The organism is Campylobacter sp. RKI_CA19_01121, assembly GCF_025771295.1.
GTDB lineage: Bacteria > Campylobacterota > Campylobacteria > Campylobacterales > Campylobacteraceae > Campylobacter_D.
This window is the reverse complement of the sequence record NZ_JAKMQA010000006.1, coordinates 72,494-87,109: the sequence shown is the minus strand read 5'-3', so window position 1 is coordinate 87,109 and position 14,616 is coordinate 72,494. Positions and strand designations below refer to the sequence as shown.

Annotated in this window: 18 protein-coding genes and 1 tRNA gene; 12 read left to right on the top strand and 7 right to left on the bottom strand. The window is 30.1% G+C overall.

Annotated features, from left to right (window positions below; translation table 11 throughout):
* Positions 1-12: 12 nt before the first annotated feature.
* Positions 13-381 (top strand): hypothetical protein, encoded by a 369-nt coding sequence (locus tag L8T90_RS04365; protein WP_263736836.1) that lies wholly within the window; start codon positions 13-15, stop codon positions 379-381.
* 2 nt (positions 382-383) lie between these two features.
* Here L8T90_RS04365 and L8T90_RS04360 read toward each other — a convergent pair whose 3' ends face one another.
* Positions 384-1,241, bottom strand: a complete 858-nt coding sequence (locus L8T90_RS04360; RefSeq protein ID WP_263736835.1) for a DMT family transporter — start codon at positions 1,239-1,241, stop codon at positions 384-386.
* Positions 1,242-1,325: 84 nt separating this feature from the next.
* Here L8T90_RS04360 and murA point away from each other — a divergent pair, with 84 nt between their 5' ends.
* Complete coding sequence (murA, locus tag L8T90_RS04355) at positions 1,326-2,582, top strand: UDP-N-acetylglucosamine 1-carboxyvinyltransferase (RefSeq protein WP_039618249.1); 1,257 nt, start codon at positions 1,326-1,328, stop codon at positions 2,580-2,582.
* Entirely contained in the window at positions 2,579-3,739 is a 1,161-nt protein-coding gene (locus L8T90_RS04350) for a molybdopterin molybdotransferase MoeA (protein WP_263736834.1), read from the top strand. Before murA ends, L8T90_RS04350 begins: the two co-directional genes overlap by 4 nt.
* A gap of 30 nt (positions 3,740-3,769) precedes the next feature.
* On the opposite strand, the gene L8T90_RS04345 is transcribed toward L8T90_RS04350, so the two are convergent.
* Positions 3,770-4,066: an invasion antigen C gene (locus L8T90_RS04345; protein WP_039668370.1), complete on the bottom strand. Its 297-nt coding sequence runs from the start codon at positions 4,064-4,066 to the stop codon at positions 3,770-3,772.
* Between the two features lie 107 nt (positions 4,067-4,173).
* Between L8T90_RS04345 and L8T90_RS04340 the strand changes: the two genes are divergently transcribed.
* The 9 genes from L8T90_RS04340 (at position 4,174) to murG (ending at position 11,289) form a co-directional block, all read left to right on the top strand.
* Positions 4,174-4,248, top strand: a tRNA-Gly gene (locus tag L8T90_RS04340).
* 71 nt (positions 4,249-4,319) lie between these two features.
* Positions 4,320-4,988, top strand: coding sequence for a flagellar basal body P-ring formation chaperone FlgA (gene flgA, locus L8T90_RS04335; RefSeq protein WP_263736833.1), 669 nt, complete (start codon positions 4,320-4,322; stop codon positions 4,986-4,988).
* Positions 4,985-5,563: a UbiX family flavin prenyltransferase gene (locus tag L8T90_RS04330; protein ID WP_263663328.1), complete on the top strand. Its 579-nt coding sequence runs from the start codon at positions 4,985-4,987 to the stop codon at positions 5,561-5,563. Before flgA ends, L8T90_RS04330 begins: the two co-directional genes overlap by 4 nt.
* Positions 5,563-6,042, top strand: coding sequence for a pantetheine-phosphate adenylyltransferase (coaD, locus tag L8T90_RS04325; RefSeq protein ID WP_263736832.1), 480 nt, complete (start codon positions 5,563-5,565; stop codon positions 6,040-6,042). The genes L8T90_RS04330 and coaD overlap by 1 nt, the downstream gene beginning before the upstream one ends.
* On the top strand, positions 6,033-6,617 hold the full coding sequence (gene tmk / locus L8T90_RS04320) for a dTMP kinase (protein WP_263736831.1): 585 nt from the start codon (positions 6,033-6,035) through the stop codon (positions 6,615-6,617). Before coaD ends, tmk begins: the two co-directional genes overlap by 10 nt.
* The gene (gene hisS, locus L8T90_RS04315; RefSeq protein WP_263736830.1) at positions 6,610-7,836 is read left to right on the top strand and encodes a histidine--tRNA ligase; all 1,227 of its coding nucleotides are present in this window, start codon (positions 6,610-6,612) and stop codon (positions 7,834-7,836) included. The genes tmk and hisS overlap by 8 nt, the downstream gene beginning before the upstream one ends.
* A complete protein-coding gene (gene speA / locus L8T90_RS04310; RefSeq protein ID WP_263736829.1) occupies positions 7,833-9,662 on the top strand; it encodes a biosynthetic arginine decarboxylase in 1,830 nt (609 codons plus the stop codon). The genes hisS and speA overlap by 4 nt, the downstream gene beginning before the upstream one ends.
* Positions 9,659-10,261, top strand: a complete 603-nt coding sequence (gene cysE, locus L8T90_RS04305) for a serine O-acetyltransferase (protein ID WP_263736828.1) — start codon at positions 9,659-9,661, stop codon at positions 10,259-10,261. The genes speA and cysE overlap by 4 nt, the downstream gene beginning before the upstream one ends.
* Positions 10,258-11,289 (top strand): undecaprenyldiphospho-muramoylpentapeptide beta-N-acetylglucosaminyltransferase, encoded by a 1,032-nt coding sequence (gene murG / locus L8T90_RS04300; protein ID WP_263736827.1) that lies wholly within the window; start codon positions 10,258-10,260, stop codon positions 11,287-11,289. The genes cysE and murG overlap by 4 nt, the downstream gene beginning before the upstream one ends.
* Here murG and L8T90_RS04295 read toward each other — a convergent pair.
* The 5 genes from L8T90_RS04295 to L8T90_RS04275 are packed head-to-tail and all read right to left on the bottom strand — an operon-like array spanning position 11,282 to position 14,523.
* Positions 11,282-11,899 carry a YggS family pyridoxal phosphate-dependent enzyme gene (locus L8T90_RS04295; protein WP_263675273.1) on the bottom strand — a complete coding sequence of 206 codons (618 nt, stop codon included), beginning with the start codon at positions 11,897-11,899 and terminating at the stop codon, positions 11,282-11,284. The two genes, murG and L8T90_RS04295, sit on opposite strands and share 8 nt — an antisense overlap.
* 6 nt (positions 11,900-11,905) lie before the next feature.
* Complete coding sequence (locus L8T90_RS04290; RefSeq protein ID WP_263736826.1) at positions 11,906-13,153, bottom strand: RNA polymerase factor sigma-54; 1,248 nt, start codon at positions 13,151-13,153, stop codon at positions 11,906-11,908.
* The gene (gene lptB / locus L8T90_RS04285) at positions 13,153-13,878 is read right to left on the bottom strand and encodes an LPS export ABC transporter ATP-binding protein (RefSeq protein WP_039618272.1); all 726 of its coding nucleotides are present in this window, start codon (positions 13,876-13,878) and stop codon (positions 13,153-13,155) included. Before lptB ends, L8T90_RS04290 begins: the two co-directional genes overlap by 1 nt.
* Positions 13,871-14,278, bottom strand: a complete 408-nt coding sequence (gene tsaE, locus L8T90_RS04280; protein WP_263736825.1) for a tRNA (adenosine(37)-N6)-threonylcarbamoyltransferase complex ATPase subunit type 1 TsaE — start codon at positions 14,276-14,278, stop codon at positions 13,871-13,873. The genes lptB and tsaE overlap by 8 nt, the downstream gene beginning before the upstream one ends.
* Positions 14,275-14,523 carry an RNA-binding S4 domain-containing protein gene (locus L8T90_RS04275; RefSeq protein ID WP_263663320.1) on the bottom strand — a complete coding sequence of 83 codons (249 nt, stop codon included), beginning with the start codon at positions 14,521-14,523 and terminating at the stop codon, positions 14,275-14,277. The genes tsaE and L8T90_RS04275 overlap by 4 nt, the downstream gene beginning before the upstream one ends.
* Between the last annotated feature and the right edge of the window lie 93 nt (positions 14,524-14,616).

Here is a 14,616-nt window from a genome sequence, read left to right as displayed (position 1 = left end):
AAAGGATATATCATGCAAATAAATGATTATGCTAGTAAAATTAATCCTTATATTTTAAACACTCAAAAAGAAGAAAAAGAAAGTAAAGAGAATAAGAATTTTATAGAATTTAGGTTTACACAAGGTGTGAAAGAGCTTGAAAAAAGTGTTAAAGATAATCAAAATAACAGTGAATCTGAAGATCAATTAAGCAAGCTTTATAGCGAGTTAGCTAAGATACAAGCTAAAATTGCAGAATTAAATGCAAAATTACAATCAAGTCAAGATCCGCAAAAAGCTCAAATGATTAATTCTCAAATTCAAAGTTTAAATGCACAAATGCAAAGTATATATGGTCAAATCATGCAAATACTTTCTCAAGCTATGCAAAGTATGCAATGATTTTAATGTTTTTTAGCATTTAAAAACACACTAAGAATGATTAAGGCAAAAGCAAAAAGATCAATCACACTATAAATAGTTCCTAAAAATAAAAAACTCATAAAAGCAGCAGCCACAGGTTCTATACAAGCTATCATACTAGCTTTAAAAGCTCCTATTAATTCAACTCCTTTTAAGTATAAACAAAAAGCCCCTATTGTACCTATAAATACAATCGCGCTCATAGCCAAAAAGGAATTTAAAGAAAAATCATGTTTTGGGATATTTCCTTGTAATAATATAAAAAGCAAAAAAGAAGCAAATAAACTAGCCAAACCCATGATTAAAAATAAGCCATATTTTGCTATGATAAGCCTAGCACTCAAAGAATAAAACGCCACTCCAAGAGCTCCAAAAAAAGCCCAAATAACACCTCTTATATCAAGTTTTAAGTTGTTAATATCTCCATTTGTTATAAGTAAAAATAAGGCAAAAAGTATTAAAAGCAAAGCGATTAGCTCTATTTTTTTAGGTAAAATTTTATTTTTAAAACACATAAAAAGCATTATGATTAATGGTGCGTTGTATTGTATCATCGTGGCGGTTCCTGCATCGGTATAATAAATAGCCTTAAAATAACCATATTGAGTTATCAATAAACCAAAGATAGAAAAAATCAAAAGAGAGCTAAGTTCTTGTTTTTGCTTTAGTAATTTTAGTTTGAAATTTTTTACACCCAAAATTATTAAAATAATGCCGGTAAAAAGCAAACGATAAAAACTCACCCATTCAGCAGAATAATGATTTTTAAACAAATACTCAGCCAAAACCCCACTTATAGCCCAAAATATCCCACCAAGTATGACTAGAAAAACTCCCAAAAAACACCTTTAATCTTATTAATTTATATAATATTTGTAGTAAAATATTATTATATCATTATGTATATATTTTAAGGAAAATTAATGACTTATTTAGAGATTGATGGTGTTGAAAAATTAAATGGAGAAGTGATAATAAGCGGTGCAAAAAATGCAGCACTTCCTTTGATAGCTTCAAGTATTTTAGCTAAAAATGAAGTTCAAATTTCAAATTTACCAAATGTAGCAGATATTTGCACCCTACTTTCTTTGCTTGAAAATTTAGGAGCAAATTATACTTTTAAAGACAATTTTGCAAAAATAAATACAAAACATTTAAATAAAACCATAGCAAAATATGACATCGTGCGTAAAATGCGTGCTTCTATACTTACCTTAGGGCCTTTACTAGCTAGATTTGGAAATTGCGAAGTTTCTTTACCTGGAGGTTGTGCTATAGGCCAACGCCCTATTGATTTACACCTTTTAGCTTTAGAAAAAATGGGAGCTAATATTGAGATTAAACAAGGTTATGTAGTAGCTAGTGGAGAGCTTAAGGGTGCTGATGTGATGTTTGATAAAATCACTGTTACAGGTAGTGAAAATATCATCATGGCAGCAGCTCTAGCTCATGGTAAAACTAGACTTTTAAATGTTGCTAAAGAGCCTGAAGTAGTGCAACTTTGTGAGGTTTTAGCTAGAGCTGGGCTTGATATACAAGGCATAGGATCTTCTGAGCTTGAAATTTATGGCACAAGTGGAGAGCTTTTAGAATTTAAACCTTTTGAAATCATTCCTGATCGTATTGAAGCAGGAACTTATCTGTGTGCAGGGGCTATCACTAACTCAAAAATCACTCTAAAAAAAGTCAATGCAAGCCATCTTAGCGCAGTTTTGGCAAAGCTAGAGCAAATGGGTTTTAGCTTTGATATTAATGAAGATAGTATTAGTATAAATCCTGCTAAAGAAATCAAACCAGTTGAAATTTTAACTAGCGAATATCCAGGTTTTCCAACGGATATGCAAGCACAATTTATGGCTTTAGCTTTAAAAGCAAATGGTACAAGCATTATTGATGAAAGATTATTTGAAAATCGTTTTATGCATGTAAGCGAGCTTTTAAGAATGGGAGCCGATATAAGATTAAACGGGCATATTGCTACTATAAATGGCACTAAAGAGCTTTTGGGTGCTGATGTTATGGCTACTGATTTGCGTGCATCTTCTGCTTTGATTTTAGCGGCTTTAGCAGCTAAAGGCACAAGTAAAATTCATAGAATTTATCATCTTGATAGAGGGTATGAAAATTTAGAAGAAAAATTTAAAAAACTAGGTGCAAGTATAAGAAGGCTAGAAGAATGAGAGATATTTTTACAACTTTAGATTTTTTAAAAGAACAAATCAAAGCAAAAAATGAATTTCAAAGAGTAAATTTGACGCAAGCTTTGGGGTGTATTTTATATGAAGATGTTTTTGTGAAAAAAAACCTACCTGCTTTTGATAATTCCGCCCTAGATGGTTATGCATTAAATTATACACATAAAAATGAATTGCTAGAAATAAAAGGAAGCATTTTAGCAGGCGATAAAAATGATTATATTATAGAAAAAAATGAATGCTATAAGATTATGACAGGAGCTAAAATTCCTCAAAATGCAAATACCATTTTAATGTTTGAAGAAGCTTTGCTTGAAGATGAAAAACTCAACGCTAAAAACGCTAAAGAAAACAATGCCATTCGTTTTAAAGGTGAGGAAGCAAAGCTTGGAGAACTTTTGTTTAAAAAGGGACAAAAAATCACTTCAGGTATGATAGCTATGCTTGCTGCTCAAGGAATTTATGAGCTAAAAGTCATTAAAAAATTGCGTGTTGGGATTTTTTCAAGTGGAGATGAGCTTGTAGAGCCTTGGGAAAATGCTGATGAATACAGCATATATAATGCAAATGCTTTTGGAATTTATGCTATTTTGCAAGATTATGCTGATGTTGAGTATTTAGGACTTATAAAAGATGATTTAAATGCATATAAAAAGCTTTTAAAAAATAAAGAATTTGATATGCTTATAAGCAGTGGTGGGGCTAGCGTGGGTGAGGCTGATTTTATCAAACAAGCTTTGCTTGAGTGTGATTTTAGCCCTATTTTTGAAAAAGTAAATGCTAAACTTTGCAAGCATGTAAAACTTTTTAGCAAAAGCGATACGCTTTTTCTAGCCCTACCAGGAAATCCTTTAGCTTCTTTAGTTTCAACGCATATTTTTGCAAAAAATATACTCAATTTACTTTATGGTAAAGAACTTTTGGAATTTGATAAAGCAAGATTGACTAAAGATTTAAATTTCAAAGGCCAAAGAAATGATTTTGCTTTTGGAAAATTAGTCGATGGGTATTTTAAACCAAGTGAAGCTAAATTTGGCTCAGGTATGCTAAAACCTTTATGTGAAAACACACATATTTTAATCACGCAAATTGATGACATAAAATTAGCAAAAGATCAAGAAGTTAAAGTTTTAAAAATTTAATAGGGTATTACACTACCCTATTTTGAATGATTAACTTCTTGCTTTATCTAAGGTTTTAAAAAGATTGTTTAAGATATTTTCTTCATTTTTTTGGTATTTGCTTTGGCGTAATTTCTCCCAAGCATATACACTATAATCTTTAGAAATCGAACCTATATTTAAATCTGTATTACTAAAAGCATTGTTGCTATCTTTTTTATACTCTTTTTCTTCTTTGTCTTTAAGTGCATTAAGTGTAGCTTGAAATTCATCTGAAGATGTGTTTTTTTCTTTGATTTTTGTCATATTATTTAGGGCTAGCGGACTATTTTTATCATTTACTTGCATGAGAACTCCTTTTAAAATTTAATAACTATAAGCAAAAAACATTCCTTAATTTTAAAAACTTGACAATAAAATAAAGTTTTGATAAAATCACACTCTACTTTCAAAATGCGGGAATAGCTCAGGGGTAGAGCACAACCTTGCCAAGGTTGGGGTCGCGAGTTCGAATCTCGTTTCCCGCTCCACTTCTTTTAACTAAAATCAAACTTTTTTAATGTATTATACGATTAATATATTTTTATAAAAGGTCGTTGTATTGTTTTTTAAGCAAATCATTCTAGTTTTATTTTTCTATACTTTAAGCTTTGCTTCGAATTTTGATGAAGTAAAATTAGCTTTGATTAAAGAATTTAAGACAAATTATCCACAACTAGAAATCATTTCTTTAGATCTTAACACTCAATCAAGTTTGCCTGCTGATTTTAATCAATATATTTTTTTAAAGCTGGGTAATCATAATTTTGATAGAGCAGATGGTTTTGTAAAGGCTGAATTTAAAACTCCAGAGCAATATAAAAAAAATATATTTTTTAAGTATTTTTTAAAGGCAAAATTAGAAGTTTTGCAAACCACGCGCCCTATTGCGCGCAATGAAAATTTAAGTCCTGCTAGTTTTAAAATTTTAAAAATTCCTTTTGATAAAGCTCCTCAAGGTGTATTAAAAAAAGATGAAATCGCAAATTTAATAGCCAAAAGCAATATAAGAGAAAATATGATTTTAAAATATAATATGTTTAAAACCAAAACCCTTATACAAAGAAATGATTCTGTTTATGGGGTTATCAAAGATGGGGATTTAAGCATGATAATAGAATTAAAAGCCTTGCAAAGCGGGAATTTAAACCAAAGAATTCGCCTTAAAAATAAAGATGGAAAAGTCGTGCATGGTAAAGTTATTAGTAAAAATTATGTGGAGCTAAAATGAGAAAAATTTTAGTAGGTATTAGCGGGGCTAGTTCTTGTGAACTTGGTTTTTTATTATTAAAACATTTAAAAGAAAAAGGGCAAATTTATGCCATTATAAGTAAAAATGCAAAAATAAGCTTTACAAAAGAAAATTCTCTTTTAGAAAATATAGACTTTTTGCAACACATAAAAGATAAATTTGAGCTTGAACATGTAAATTTTTTAGATAATGAAGATATTAGTCAATGCGTTGCAAGCGGATCTTTTGGCATAGAAACAACTTTTATCACGCCTTGCTCGATTAATACTTTGGCAAAAATTGCTTGTGGTATAAATGATACTTTACTTACAAGAGCTGCAGGAGTGGCTTTAAAAGAACGCAAAAAACTCATACTTGGAGTAAGGGAAATGCCCTATTCTACTTTAAATTTAGAACAAATGGCTAAACTTTCTAGCTACGGAGTTATCATCGCTCCTCCTGTAATGGCAAGTTATGCTAAGATTGATAATTTGGAAAAATTATATGAATTTATCATAGGAAAATGGCTTGATCTAGCAAATATTGAGCATAATTTATACCAAAGGTGGCAATGATGGCTAGTTGTATATACCCAGGGACATTTGATCCTATCACTAATGGACATTTAGATGTGATCATTCGAGCTAGCAAGATGTTTGAAGAAGTAATCGTTGCCATAGCTAAAAGTGAGAATAAAAAGCCTATGTTTAGCTTAGAGCATAGAGAAAAAATGGTAAAAATTGCTACAAAAGACTTAAAAAATGTTAAAATTACAACTTTTGATAACTTACTAGTAGATCTTGCTAAAAATTTGCAAATAAATATCATTATAAGAGGCTTAAGGGCGGTGAGTGATTTTGAGTATGAATTGCAACTTGGTTATGTAAATCACATGCTTTGGGAAGATTTTGAAACCATATATCTTATGCCAAATTTAAAAAATTCTTTTATTTCAAGCTCTATAGTAAGATCAATTTGTATGTATAATGGCGATGTGAGTAAGCTTGTGCCAAAAGAAATTATACCTTTATTAAAGGAGAGAGATTGTATATAGCTTTTGAAGGGGTTGATTGTGTTGGTAAAAGCACGCAAATAGAGCTTTTAAAAAAATATTTTCATAATGCATTTTTTACTAAAGAACCAGGTGGAAGTGAGCTTGGAGTGCATTTGAGAAAAATTTTATTAGAAAGTAAAATGCAATTTTCTAAGAAGGCTGAGCTTTTGCTTTTTTTAGCAGATAGAGCAAATTTAATCGACATGCATTTAGCGCAAAATAAAAACAAACTTATCATTTCAGATCGTAGTTTTATTTCTAATATGGCTTATGCAAGATGTGATTTTGATCAAAATATTTTATTTGAGTTAAATTCTTTTGCCACAGGTGGACTTTTTCCACAAAAGGTTGTATTTTTGCATGGTTCTAAAGAGCTTATTGAGCAAAGACTTTCTAAAAAAGATCTAGATAGTATTGAAAAAAGAGGGATTGGGTATTTTTTAAATATACAAAAAGCTTTAGAAGAAACTTTAGAGTTTTTAAAAACTAAAATAGATATAAAAATTTTAAAATTAGATGCTTCTTTGAGTATTGAAAATTTACATGAAAAGATTAAGGAATTTATAGATGATTAATGCTTTAAAAGGAATGAAAGATTTACAAGATGGCCAAGCTGTTCTTTATGAAAAAGTAGTAAAAACTTGTGAAGAAGTAGCTAAAAACTATGGTTTTACTTTTATTAATTGTCCGCATTTAGAACTTACTAAGCTTTTTAAAAGAAGTGTTGGGGAAAGTTCTGATATAGTTGGCAAGGAAATGTATGAATTTATTGATAAAGCAGGCAATGATGTGTGCTTGAGGCCTGAAGGGACAGCTGGAGTGGTAAGATCATACATAGAAGCTAAAATGGATAAGGCTCAAAGTGTTAAAAGATGGTTTTACCATGGTTCTATGTTTCGCTATGAAAGGCCACAAAAAGGAAGATTGCGTGAATTTCATCAATTTGGTGTAGAAAGCTTTGGCATAGCAAGTGTATATGAGGATGCGAGTATTATTTTAATGCTAAATGAAATTTTTAAACGCTTAGAAATTCATACAAGCTTGAAAATTAATTCTTTAGGCTGTAAAGAATGTATGGGTGTATATAAAGAAAAACTCATAGCTTTTTTAAATTCTAAAGAAGGTTTTTGTGAGGATTGCTTAAGAAGAAAAGACTTAAATCCTATTAGAGTGCTTGATTGTAAAAATGATCATTGTCAAAGTTTAATCGAAAATGCGCCAAAACTAAGTGAAAATTTATGCCCATGTTGTAAAAAAAATTATGAAAAATTACAAAAACTTTTAAAAGAAAATGATGTTGAGTTTGAATGTGATGAGAAATTAGTGCGTGGACTTGATTATTATTCTAAAAGTGCATTTGAGTTTGTTAGTGATGAAATCGGAGCAAAGGCTGCTGTGGCAGGTGGTGGAAGATATGATAGATTGATTGAATACTTAGATGGTAAAAGTGGCTATGGCGTGGGTTTTGCTATGGGTATAGAAAGGATTATGGCTATTTTAGAGCAAAAACAAAGTGTAAAATCAAGAGAAGGAATTTATCTTTGTGCTATGGATGAAGCTTATATAGATACTATTTTTAAATTAGCAAATACTTTAAGAAAAAAACATAAAGTATATTTAAGTTATGAAGCAAAAAAACTTGCAAAGCATTTAAACCAAGCAGATAATGCTAATGCTAAAATCTTTTTATGTATAGGTGAAGATGAAATGCAAAAAGAAGAGATTTTTTATAAAAATTTAGATAGTAAAGAAAATAAAAATATAAAATTAGCAAATTTGGAGAATGAGTTATGATTGATTATGGTATTAATATTTGGGGTGCAAATAATTTTATCATCGAAAATGGCAAAGTATGTGTAAATCATGGTAAAAAACCTGCCATTATAGATATAGTAAATACTTTGCGCGATGATGGTTATAAGGGGCCATTATTGCTTCGTTTTCCTCATTTAATCCATAAGCAAATTGAGCAAATTTATAATAAATTTGCTAAAGCAAAAAAAGAATTTAACTATAAAGGTTCTTTTAATGCTGTGTATCCTTTAAAAGTCAATCAATACCCAGGTTTTGTAAAAAATTTAGTTAATCTAGGTAAAGAATATAACTATGGCTTAGAAGCAGGAAGTAAGGCTGAGCTTTTACTAGCTATGGCTTATAATAATGAAGGCGCTCCTATAACAGTCAATGGTTTTAAAGATAAAGAACTCATAAATATGGGCTTTATAGCGTGTGAAATGGGTCATAATATCACTTTAACTATGGAAGGGCTTAATGAGCTTGAAGCAATGATTGAAATTGCTAAAAATCGTTTTAAGCCAAAGCCAAATATAGGCTTAAGGGTGCGTTTGCATTCAGCTGGAGTAGGAATTTGGGCAAAAAGTGGAGGTATAAATTCAAAATTTGGTTTAACTTCTACTGAGCTTATTGAAGCGGTAAGTCTTTTAAAAGCTAATAAGCTTTTAGATCAATTTACTATGATACATTTTCATTTAGGCTCACAAATTACTGAAATTCATCCTTTGAAAAAAGCTTTAAATGAAGCGGGTAATATCTACACTGAGCTTAGAAAAATGGGTGCAAAAAATTTAAAAGCTATTAATCTTGGCGGGGGTTTAGCAGTAGAATACTCTCAGTTTAAAAACGAAACAAGCAGAAATTACACCTTAAGTGAGTATGCAAACGATGTTGTATTTATTTTAAAAAGCATAGCAGAACAAAAAAAAGATTTAGAGCCTGATATTTTTATAGAAAGTGGGCGTTTTGTAGCGGCTAATCATGCTGTTTTGGTAGCGCCTGTTTTAGAGCTTTTTTCTCAAGAATACACAGAAAGCAAGCTTTTATTAAAAGATAAAAATCCAAAACTTATTGATGAACTTTATGATTTGTATAAAAACATTAAAGCTTCTAATGCGCTTGAGTATTTACATGATAGTATTGATCATATGGAGAGTATTTTAACCTTGTTTGATTTGGGTTATGTGGATTTACAAGATCGCTCTAATAGTGAAATTTTAGTGCATTTGATTATGAGAAAAGCCATTTCTTTGGTGGGTGATCAAGCTGATTTATCGAGTTTACAAAATGAAGTGCAAGAAAAATATTTAGTGAATTTTTCAGTATTTCAGTCTTTGCCTGATTTTTGGGGTTTAGAGCAAAATTTCCCTATCATGCCACTTGATAGACTCAATAAAAAACCTACAAGAAGCGCAAGCATATGGGATATAACTTGTGATAGCGATGGAGAAATTTCTTATTCTAAAGATAATCCTTTGTTTTTACATGATATTGATGTAGAAGCTGAAGATTATTTTTTAGGATTTTTCTTAGTGGGAGCTTATCAAGAAGTCCTTGGTATGAAGCATAATCTTTTTACACATCCAACCGAAGCTTGTATAAGTATTAATGAAAAGGGTTTTGAAGTAGAAAGCGTACTAGAGGCTCAATCTATTTTAGATACCTTAGAAGATCTTGATTATGATATTCATGCAATTATGGATAATATTAATGAAAAAATTTATGCTTCAAAACTTGTTAATGAAAATCAAAAAAAGCATATTTTGGGTGAAATTTATTTATTTTTAAATGATAATGGATATTTAAAAAGCATAGGTTCTAAATGAATATTTTTAAACTAATCAAAGAAGATTTTTCTATGCCAAAGCAAAAAGATCCTGCATATAGATCTTGCGTGGAATTAGTTTTTAACTATCCTGGTGTTTGGGCTGTGGTAAATTATCGCTTTGCACATTTTTTTTACCAAAAAGGTTTTAAAAAAATAGCAAGGATTATTAGTGGAATTTCGCAGTTTTTTACCGGAGTTGATTTACACCCTGGAGCGCATTTAGGTAGAAGGATATTTATAGATCATGCAAGTGGGGTTGTGATTGGTGAGACTTCTATTATAGGTGATGATGTTTTGATTTATCAAGGTGTTACTTTGGGTGGAACGAGTTTAGATAAAAATACCAAAAGACACCCTACTATAGAAGATGGCGTGATCATAGGTTCTGGTGCTAAAATTTTAGGCAATATTACCATAGGTAAAAATGCAAAAATAGGTTCAAATGCAGTTGTATTAAAAGATGTTGAGCCAAATTTAACAGCTATTGGTATACCTGCTTATATTAAAGAATTTCAAATAAGCCAAAAAGAGAGAATTCAAAAACTAGAGGAAAGAATTAAATTTTTAGAAGAAAAACTAAATAAAGAGGACAAATGATAGCAATTACAGGTGGAGGCACGGGAGGGCATTTGGCTATAGCTAGATGTTTATTGCAAAGTGCAAGAAAACAAGGCATAGAATGTATTTACATAGGAAGTGAAAATGGCCAAGATAGACTTTGGTTTGAAAATGAAAATGGTTTTTATAAAAAATATTTTCTAAGCTCTCAAGGCGTTGTTAATAAAAAAGGCTTAGCTAAAGTTCAATCGTTTTTGCATATTGTAAAACTTGCAAGAAAAACAAAACAAATTTTAAAAGAACATAATATTAAAGTAGTTTTTAGTGTGGGTGGATATAGCAGTGCTCCAGGCGCTTTTGGTGCTTTAATGGCAAATATCCCACTTTTAATCCATGAGCAAAATTCAAAAATGGGAAGTTTAAATTCACTTTTAAAGCCTTTTTCTAAAGCTTTTTTTACTGCTTTTGATGATCAAGTTAATAAAGCAAATACTTTCTTTTGTCCTTATCCTATTAGTGAAATTTTTTCACAAAAAGCAAGAGTGAGAAAAGAATTAAAAAATATTATTTTTCTTGGTGGATCTCAAGGGGCTAAATTTATAAATGATCTTGCCTTAGAAAATGCTTTATACTTTAAAGAAAAAGGCATAAATATCATTCACCAATGTGGTAAGAATGATTATGAAAGATGTAAAAAAGCTTATGAGGATTTAAATGTCAATGTAGAGCTTTTTGACTTTGATAAAAACATTATAGATAAAATTTCTAAAGCAGATTTAGCCATATCAAGATCAGGTGCAAGTAGTCTTTTTGAGCTTAGCGCAAATTTACTTCCTTGTATTTTCATTCCTTATCCATATGCGGCTAAAAATCATCAATACTTCAATGCTTTGTATTTAAAAGAGCGTAATTTATGTGAAATTTTAACCCAAGAAGAAAAACATCAATTTTTAAATTTGGTAGAAAATTTCTCACTAGAAGAAAAATCTTTAGCCTTGCAAGAATTAAAAAGTGAAAATGGTGCAGATTTTATGATAGAAAAAGCAAAGCAAATGGGGTTTATTTAAATAAAATACTCCCCAAACGCACCATATTTGAACCACATTTTATAGCTAGTTCAAAATCCCCACTCATACCCATAGAGCAAATTTTTGCCCCGTGTTTTTGTAAATTTTCATAGATTTTAAAAGTTTGCTCAAAACTTTCTTGAACTTTTTCCTCATCCATAGAACCTATACACATAATACCTATAAGGTTTAAATTTTTACACTCTTCTTGTATTTGCAAATACTCTTCTATGGCCTTATTTTGCTCTATGCCACTTTTAGAACTTTCATTGGCAGTATTTATTTCTAATAAAGTATCTAATTTATAATCAAGTCTTTTATCTACAGCTTTGGCACTTTTTAAGCCATTGCAAGATTGCCAAAGTAACGGGTTTTGTTTGATTAAAAGGTTGATTTTATTGCTTTGAAGATTACCTATAAAATGCCACTTGATTTCTAAATCTTGAAGTTTTTCTTTTTTTAAAGCTAAAGCCTGGACTTGATTTTCTCCAAACTCTACAACACCTTGCTTAAAAAGCTCTCGAATTTGTTCATCTTGAACATACTTGCTAGCTGCTACTAAACGCACATTTTGTTTTATGGTTTTTTCAAAAATACTTTCTAAATTCATCTTTTCCTACATTAATTCATATAATTTTTTACGCTCACTTGAGCTTCCTATACCAAGTTGCATACGATATTTAGTGATAGTTCTGCGCCCTAGTTGCACACTTGGGAATTCTTTTTGAGTGAGTTCAAGAATTTTCAAATCACTCAAAGGTTTTTTAGGATTTTCTTTTTTAATTAAATTACTAAGAAAATCTTTAATAGTTGCATTAGAAGTTTCACCATCATCAACTGCGGTGGTAAAGAAAGACTTTAAGGGTATTAAACCTCTATCACAACTTAAGTATTTATTTGCAATTGCCCTTGAGATGGTAGAAGCATTTCTTTCAAGATCTTGTGCTAAGTCTTTAAGCTGCATAGGTTTAATATCTCCGCCCATGAAAAAATCATATTGATATTCTATAATCATAAGCCCTAGTTTATAAAGAGTAGCTTTACGCATAGCTAATGCATCGATTAAATTTTTAGCATCTTTTAAATAAGCACTTAAAAACTCATGATCTAAACCATCTGCTTCAAAAGCAATTTCAGGGTAATAATCATCATTAATTTTAATTTTAATTTCACCATTTTCTTGATAAATAAATATATCAGGAATGATTTCCATGCTCTCTTCAAAATACTCTAAAAAAGGCGGAATAGAGATTTTTTTAATTATCGCTATAGCCTTTTTATACAAAGGATCTTTGATAAAATCTTTTGCATTTTCTAAATTTAAAATCAACATTTTGCAAAACTCATAAAGCTCATCATCTAAGTCAAAATGCTCTAATGCAAAAATAAAAGCTTCTTGATTATCTTTTGCCCCTACTCCAACGGGATCAAGATATTTAAATCTTTGCCTGATTTTTTCTACTTCTAAAGGATCAAATTCACCTAAAATTTCCTCATCATACTCAAAATAACCTTCATGATTTAAACATTCTATGATTTTTTCAGCAATGGTTTGGGATTTTTTAGTAGGAAAAAATGGTGGTATGATTTGCTCACTTAAAAGTTCATACACATTTTTTACTTCCAAGCTTTTTGCGTCAATCATTTGCATGGTGGTATTTTTACTAAAATATTCTTGATAATACTTGTTTTGATTGTTTGTAATGTTTGAGTTTTCTTTGATTTCTATAAAAGGATTTTCTTTAGCAAATTCATCTAAGCTTTCTTTTAGATCTTCAATGTTAGCTTGCAATATAGGAAGCCAAGATCTTAAGGTTTGTGATAGTTTTGCTTTTTGCGTTATAGAGGTTTTTTGTTTAAGCATTATTCAAGTCTAAACTCACTTCCAAGATAGTATTTTTTAACATCTTCATTATGTGCAATTTCATTAGCATTGCCACTAGCTAGCAACCTTCCGCTTCTAATTACATAAGCTCTATCGCAAATTGCTAGAGTTTCTCTTACATTATGATCAGTGATTAAAACACCTATATTCATAGCTTTTAAATCATTAATTAAGCTTTGAATTTCACTCACTGCGATAGGATCAACCCCAGCAAATGGTTCATCTAAAAGTAAAAATTTAGGATCACACATAAGCGATCTTGCTATCTCACAACGCCTTCTTTCACCCCCACTTAAACTCATACCTTTTCTGTGTCTAATAGGTTCTATGCTAAGTAATTCTAGCATTTGTTCTATCTTTTGTTCTAATAAATTTTTATCCTTATATATTACTTGGGCGGCTAAAAGTAAATTTTCTTCTACGCTTAAGTCTTTAAAAACACTACTTTCTTGAGGTAAATACCCAATGCCAAGCTTTGCTCTTTTATTAAGTGGTTCTTTTGTGATATCTTGTGAGTCTAAAAACACCTGTCCACTTGTTGGCAAAATAAGCCCACATATCATATAAAAACTCGTAGTTTTTCCTGCTCCATTAGGCCCTAAAAGCCCCACAACTTCCCCACTTTGTACTTCTAGTGAAACATCGTGTATGATTTTTGTTTTTTTAATGATTTTTTCTAAATTTCTAGCTTCTAGCTTACTCATGTATTATATACTTTCTTTTATTTTCATAAGGAATGATTTGTAAAATTATATTCAAAATTTGATATTTATCTAAGTATTTTTTTAATTTTTCATCACCCCACTCTACCAAATGCAAACCCTCTTCAAAAAAATTTTCAATCAAGCCATTTTTTAAAAGTCCATCAAAACCTTCTTGATAAATATCATAATGATATATTTTACCTTGTTGAAAATTATATGCTTGCATGATAGAAAATGTAGGAGAATTAAGCGTTTTTTCTACTCCAAGAAATTGAGCATAATTTTGCACCAAAGTAGTTTTACCGCTTGCTAAATCCCCTTGAAGTAAAATAACTCCATTTTTAGGTAAAATTTCACAAAGCTTATAAAGCTCATTTTGACTTAAAATCATTTCTTTCATTGAATTTTTACCACATATTTTTCTTGCATAGCTTTTGGTATGCTTTTGGTTGTTGGTATGTCTAAAACTTTATAGATATTAGTATACTCTATAAATTTAATGCTTATTTCATCGCCAATTTTTACTTCTTTACTAGCTTTAACCACTTGATTGTTTATACTTACTACGCCACTTTTGCACATATCCTCTGAAACAGCACGACGCTTAGTAATATTAACTACATTTAAAAACTTATCTATTCTCATAAAAATATTTTATCAAAAAATACAAGAAAATGTTATAAAATGTCTAAATATTTTACATTATATTAAGCTAAATTCGTTAAATTTTAAAATTAT

Coding starts and splice junctions, on each gene's coding strand:
- murG (WP_263736827.1), top strand. CDS start 10,258: ATGATAGCAATTACAGGTGGAGGCACGGGAGGGCATTTGGCTATAGCT.
- tsaE (WP_263736825.1), bottom strand. CDS start 14,278: ATGAAAGAAATGATTTTAAGTCAAAATGAGCTTTATAAGCTTTGTGAA.
- L8T90_RS04295 (WP_263675273.1), bottom strand. CDS start 11,899: ATGAATTTAGAAAGTATTTTTGAAAAAACCATAAAACAAAATGTGCGT.
- lptB (WP_039618272.1), bottom strand. CDS start 13,878: ATGAGTAAGCTAGAAGCTAGAAATTTAGAAAAAATCATTAAAAAAACA.
- cysE (WP_263736828.1), top strand. CDS start 9,659: ATGAATATTTTTAAACTAATCAAAGAAGATTTTTCTATGCCAAAGCAA.
- speA (WP_263736829.1), top strand. CDS start 7,833: ATGATTGATTATGGTATTAATATTTGGGGTGCAAATAATTTTATCATC.
- hisS (WP_263736830.1), top strand. CDS start 6,610: ATGATTAATGCTTTAAAAGGAATGAAAGATTTACAAGATGGCCAAGCT.
- L8T90_RS04365 (WP_263736836.1), top strand. CDS start 13: ATGCAAATAAATGATTATGCTAGTAAAATTAATCCTTATATTTTAAAC.
- L8T90_RS04275 (WP_263663320.1), bottom strand. CDS start 14,523: ATGAGAATAGATAAGTTTTTAAATGTAGTTAATATTACTAAGCGTCGT.
- murA (WP_039618249.1), top strand. CDS start 1,326: ATGACTTATTTAGAGATTGATGGTGTTGAAAAATTAAATGGAGAAGTG.
- coaD (WP_263736832.1), top strand. CDS start 5,563: ATGGCTAGTTGTATATACCCAGGGACATTTGATCCTATCACTAATGGA.
- L8T90_RS04290 (WP_263736826.1), bottom strand. CDS start 13,153: ATGCTTAAACAAAAAACCTCTATAACGCAAAAAGCAAAACTATCACAA.
- L8T90_RS04350 (WP_263736834.1), top strand. CDS start 2,579: ATGAGAGATATTTTTACAACTTTAGATTTTTTAAAAGAACAAATCAAA.
- L8T90_RS04330 (WP_263663328.1), top strand. CDS start 4,985: ATGAGAAAAATTTTAGTAGGTATTAGCGGGGCTAGTTCTTGTGAACTT.
- L8T90_RS04345 (WP_039668370.1), bottom strand. CDS start 4,066: ATGCAAGTAAATGATAAAAATAGTCCGCTAGCCCTAAATAATATGACA.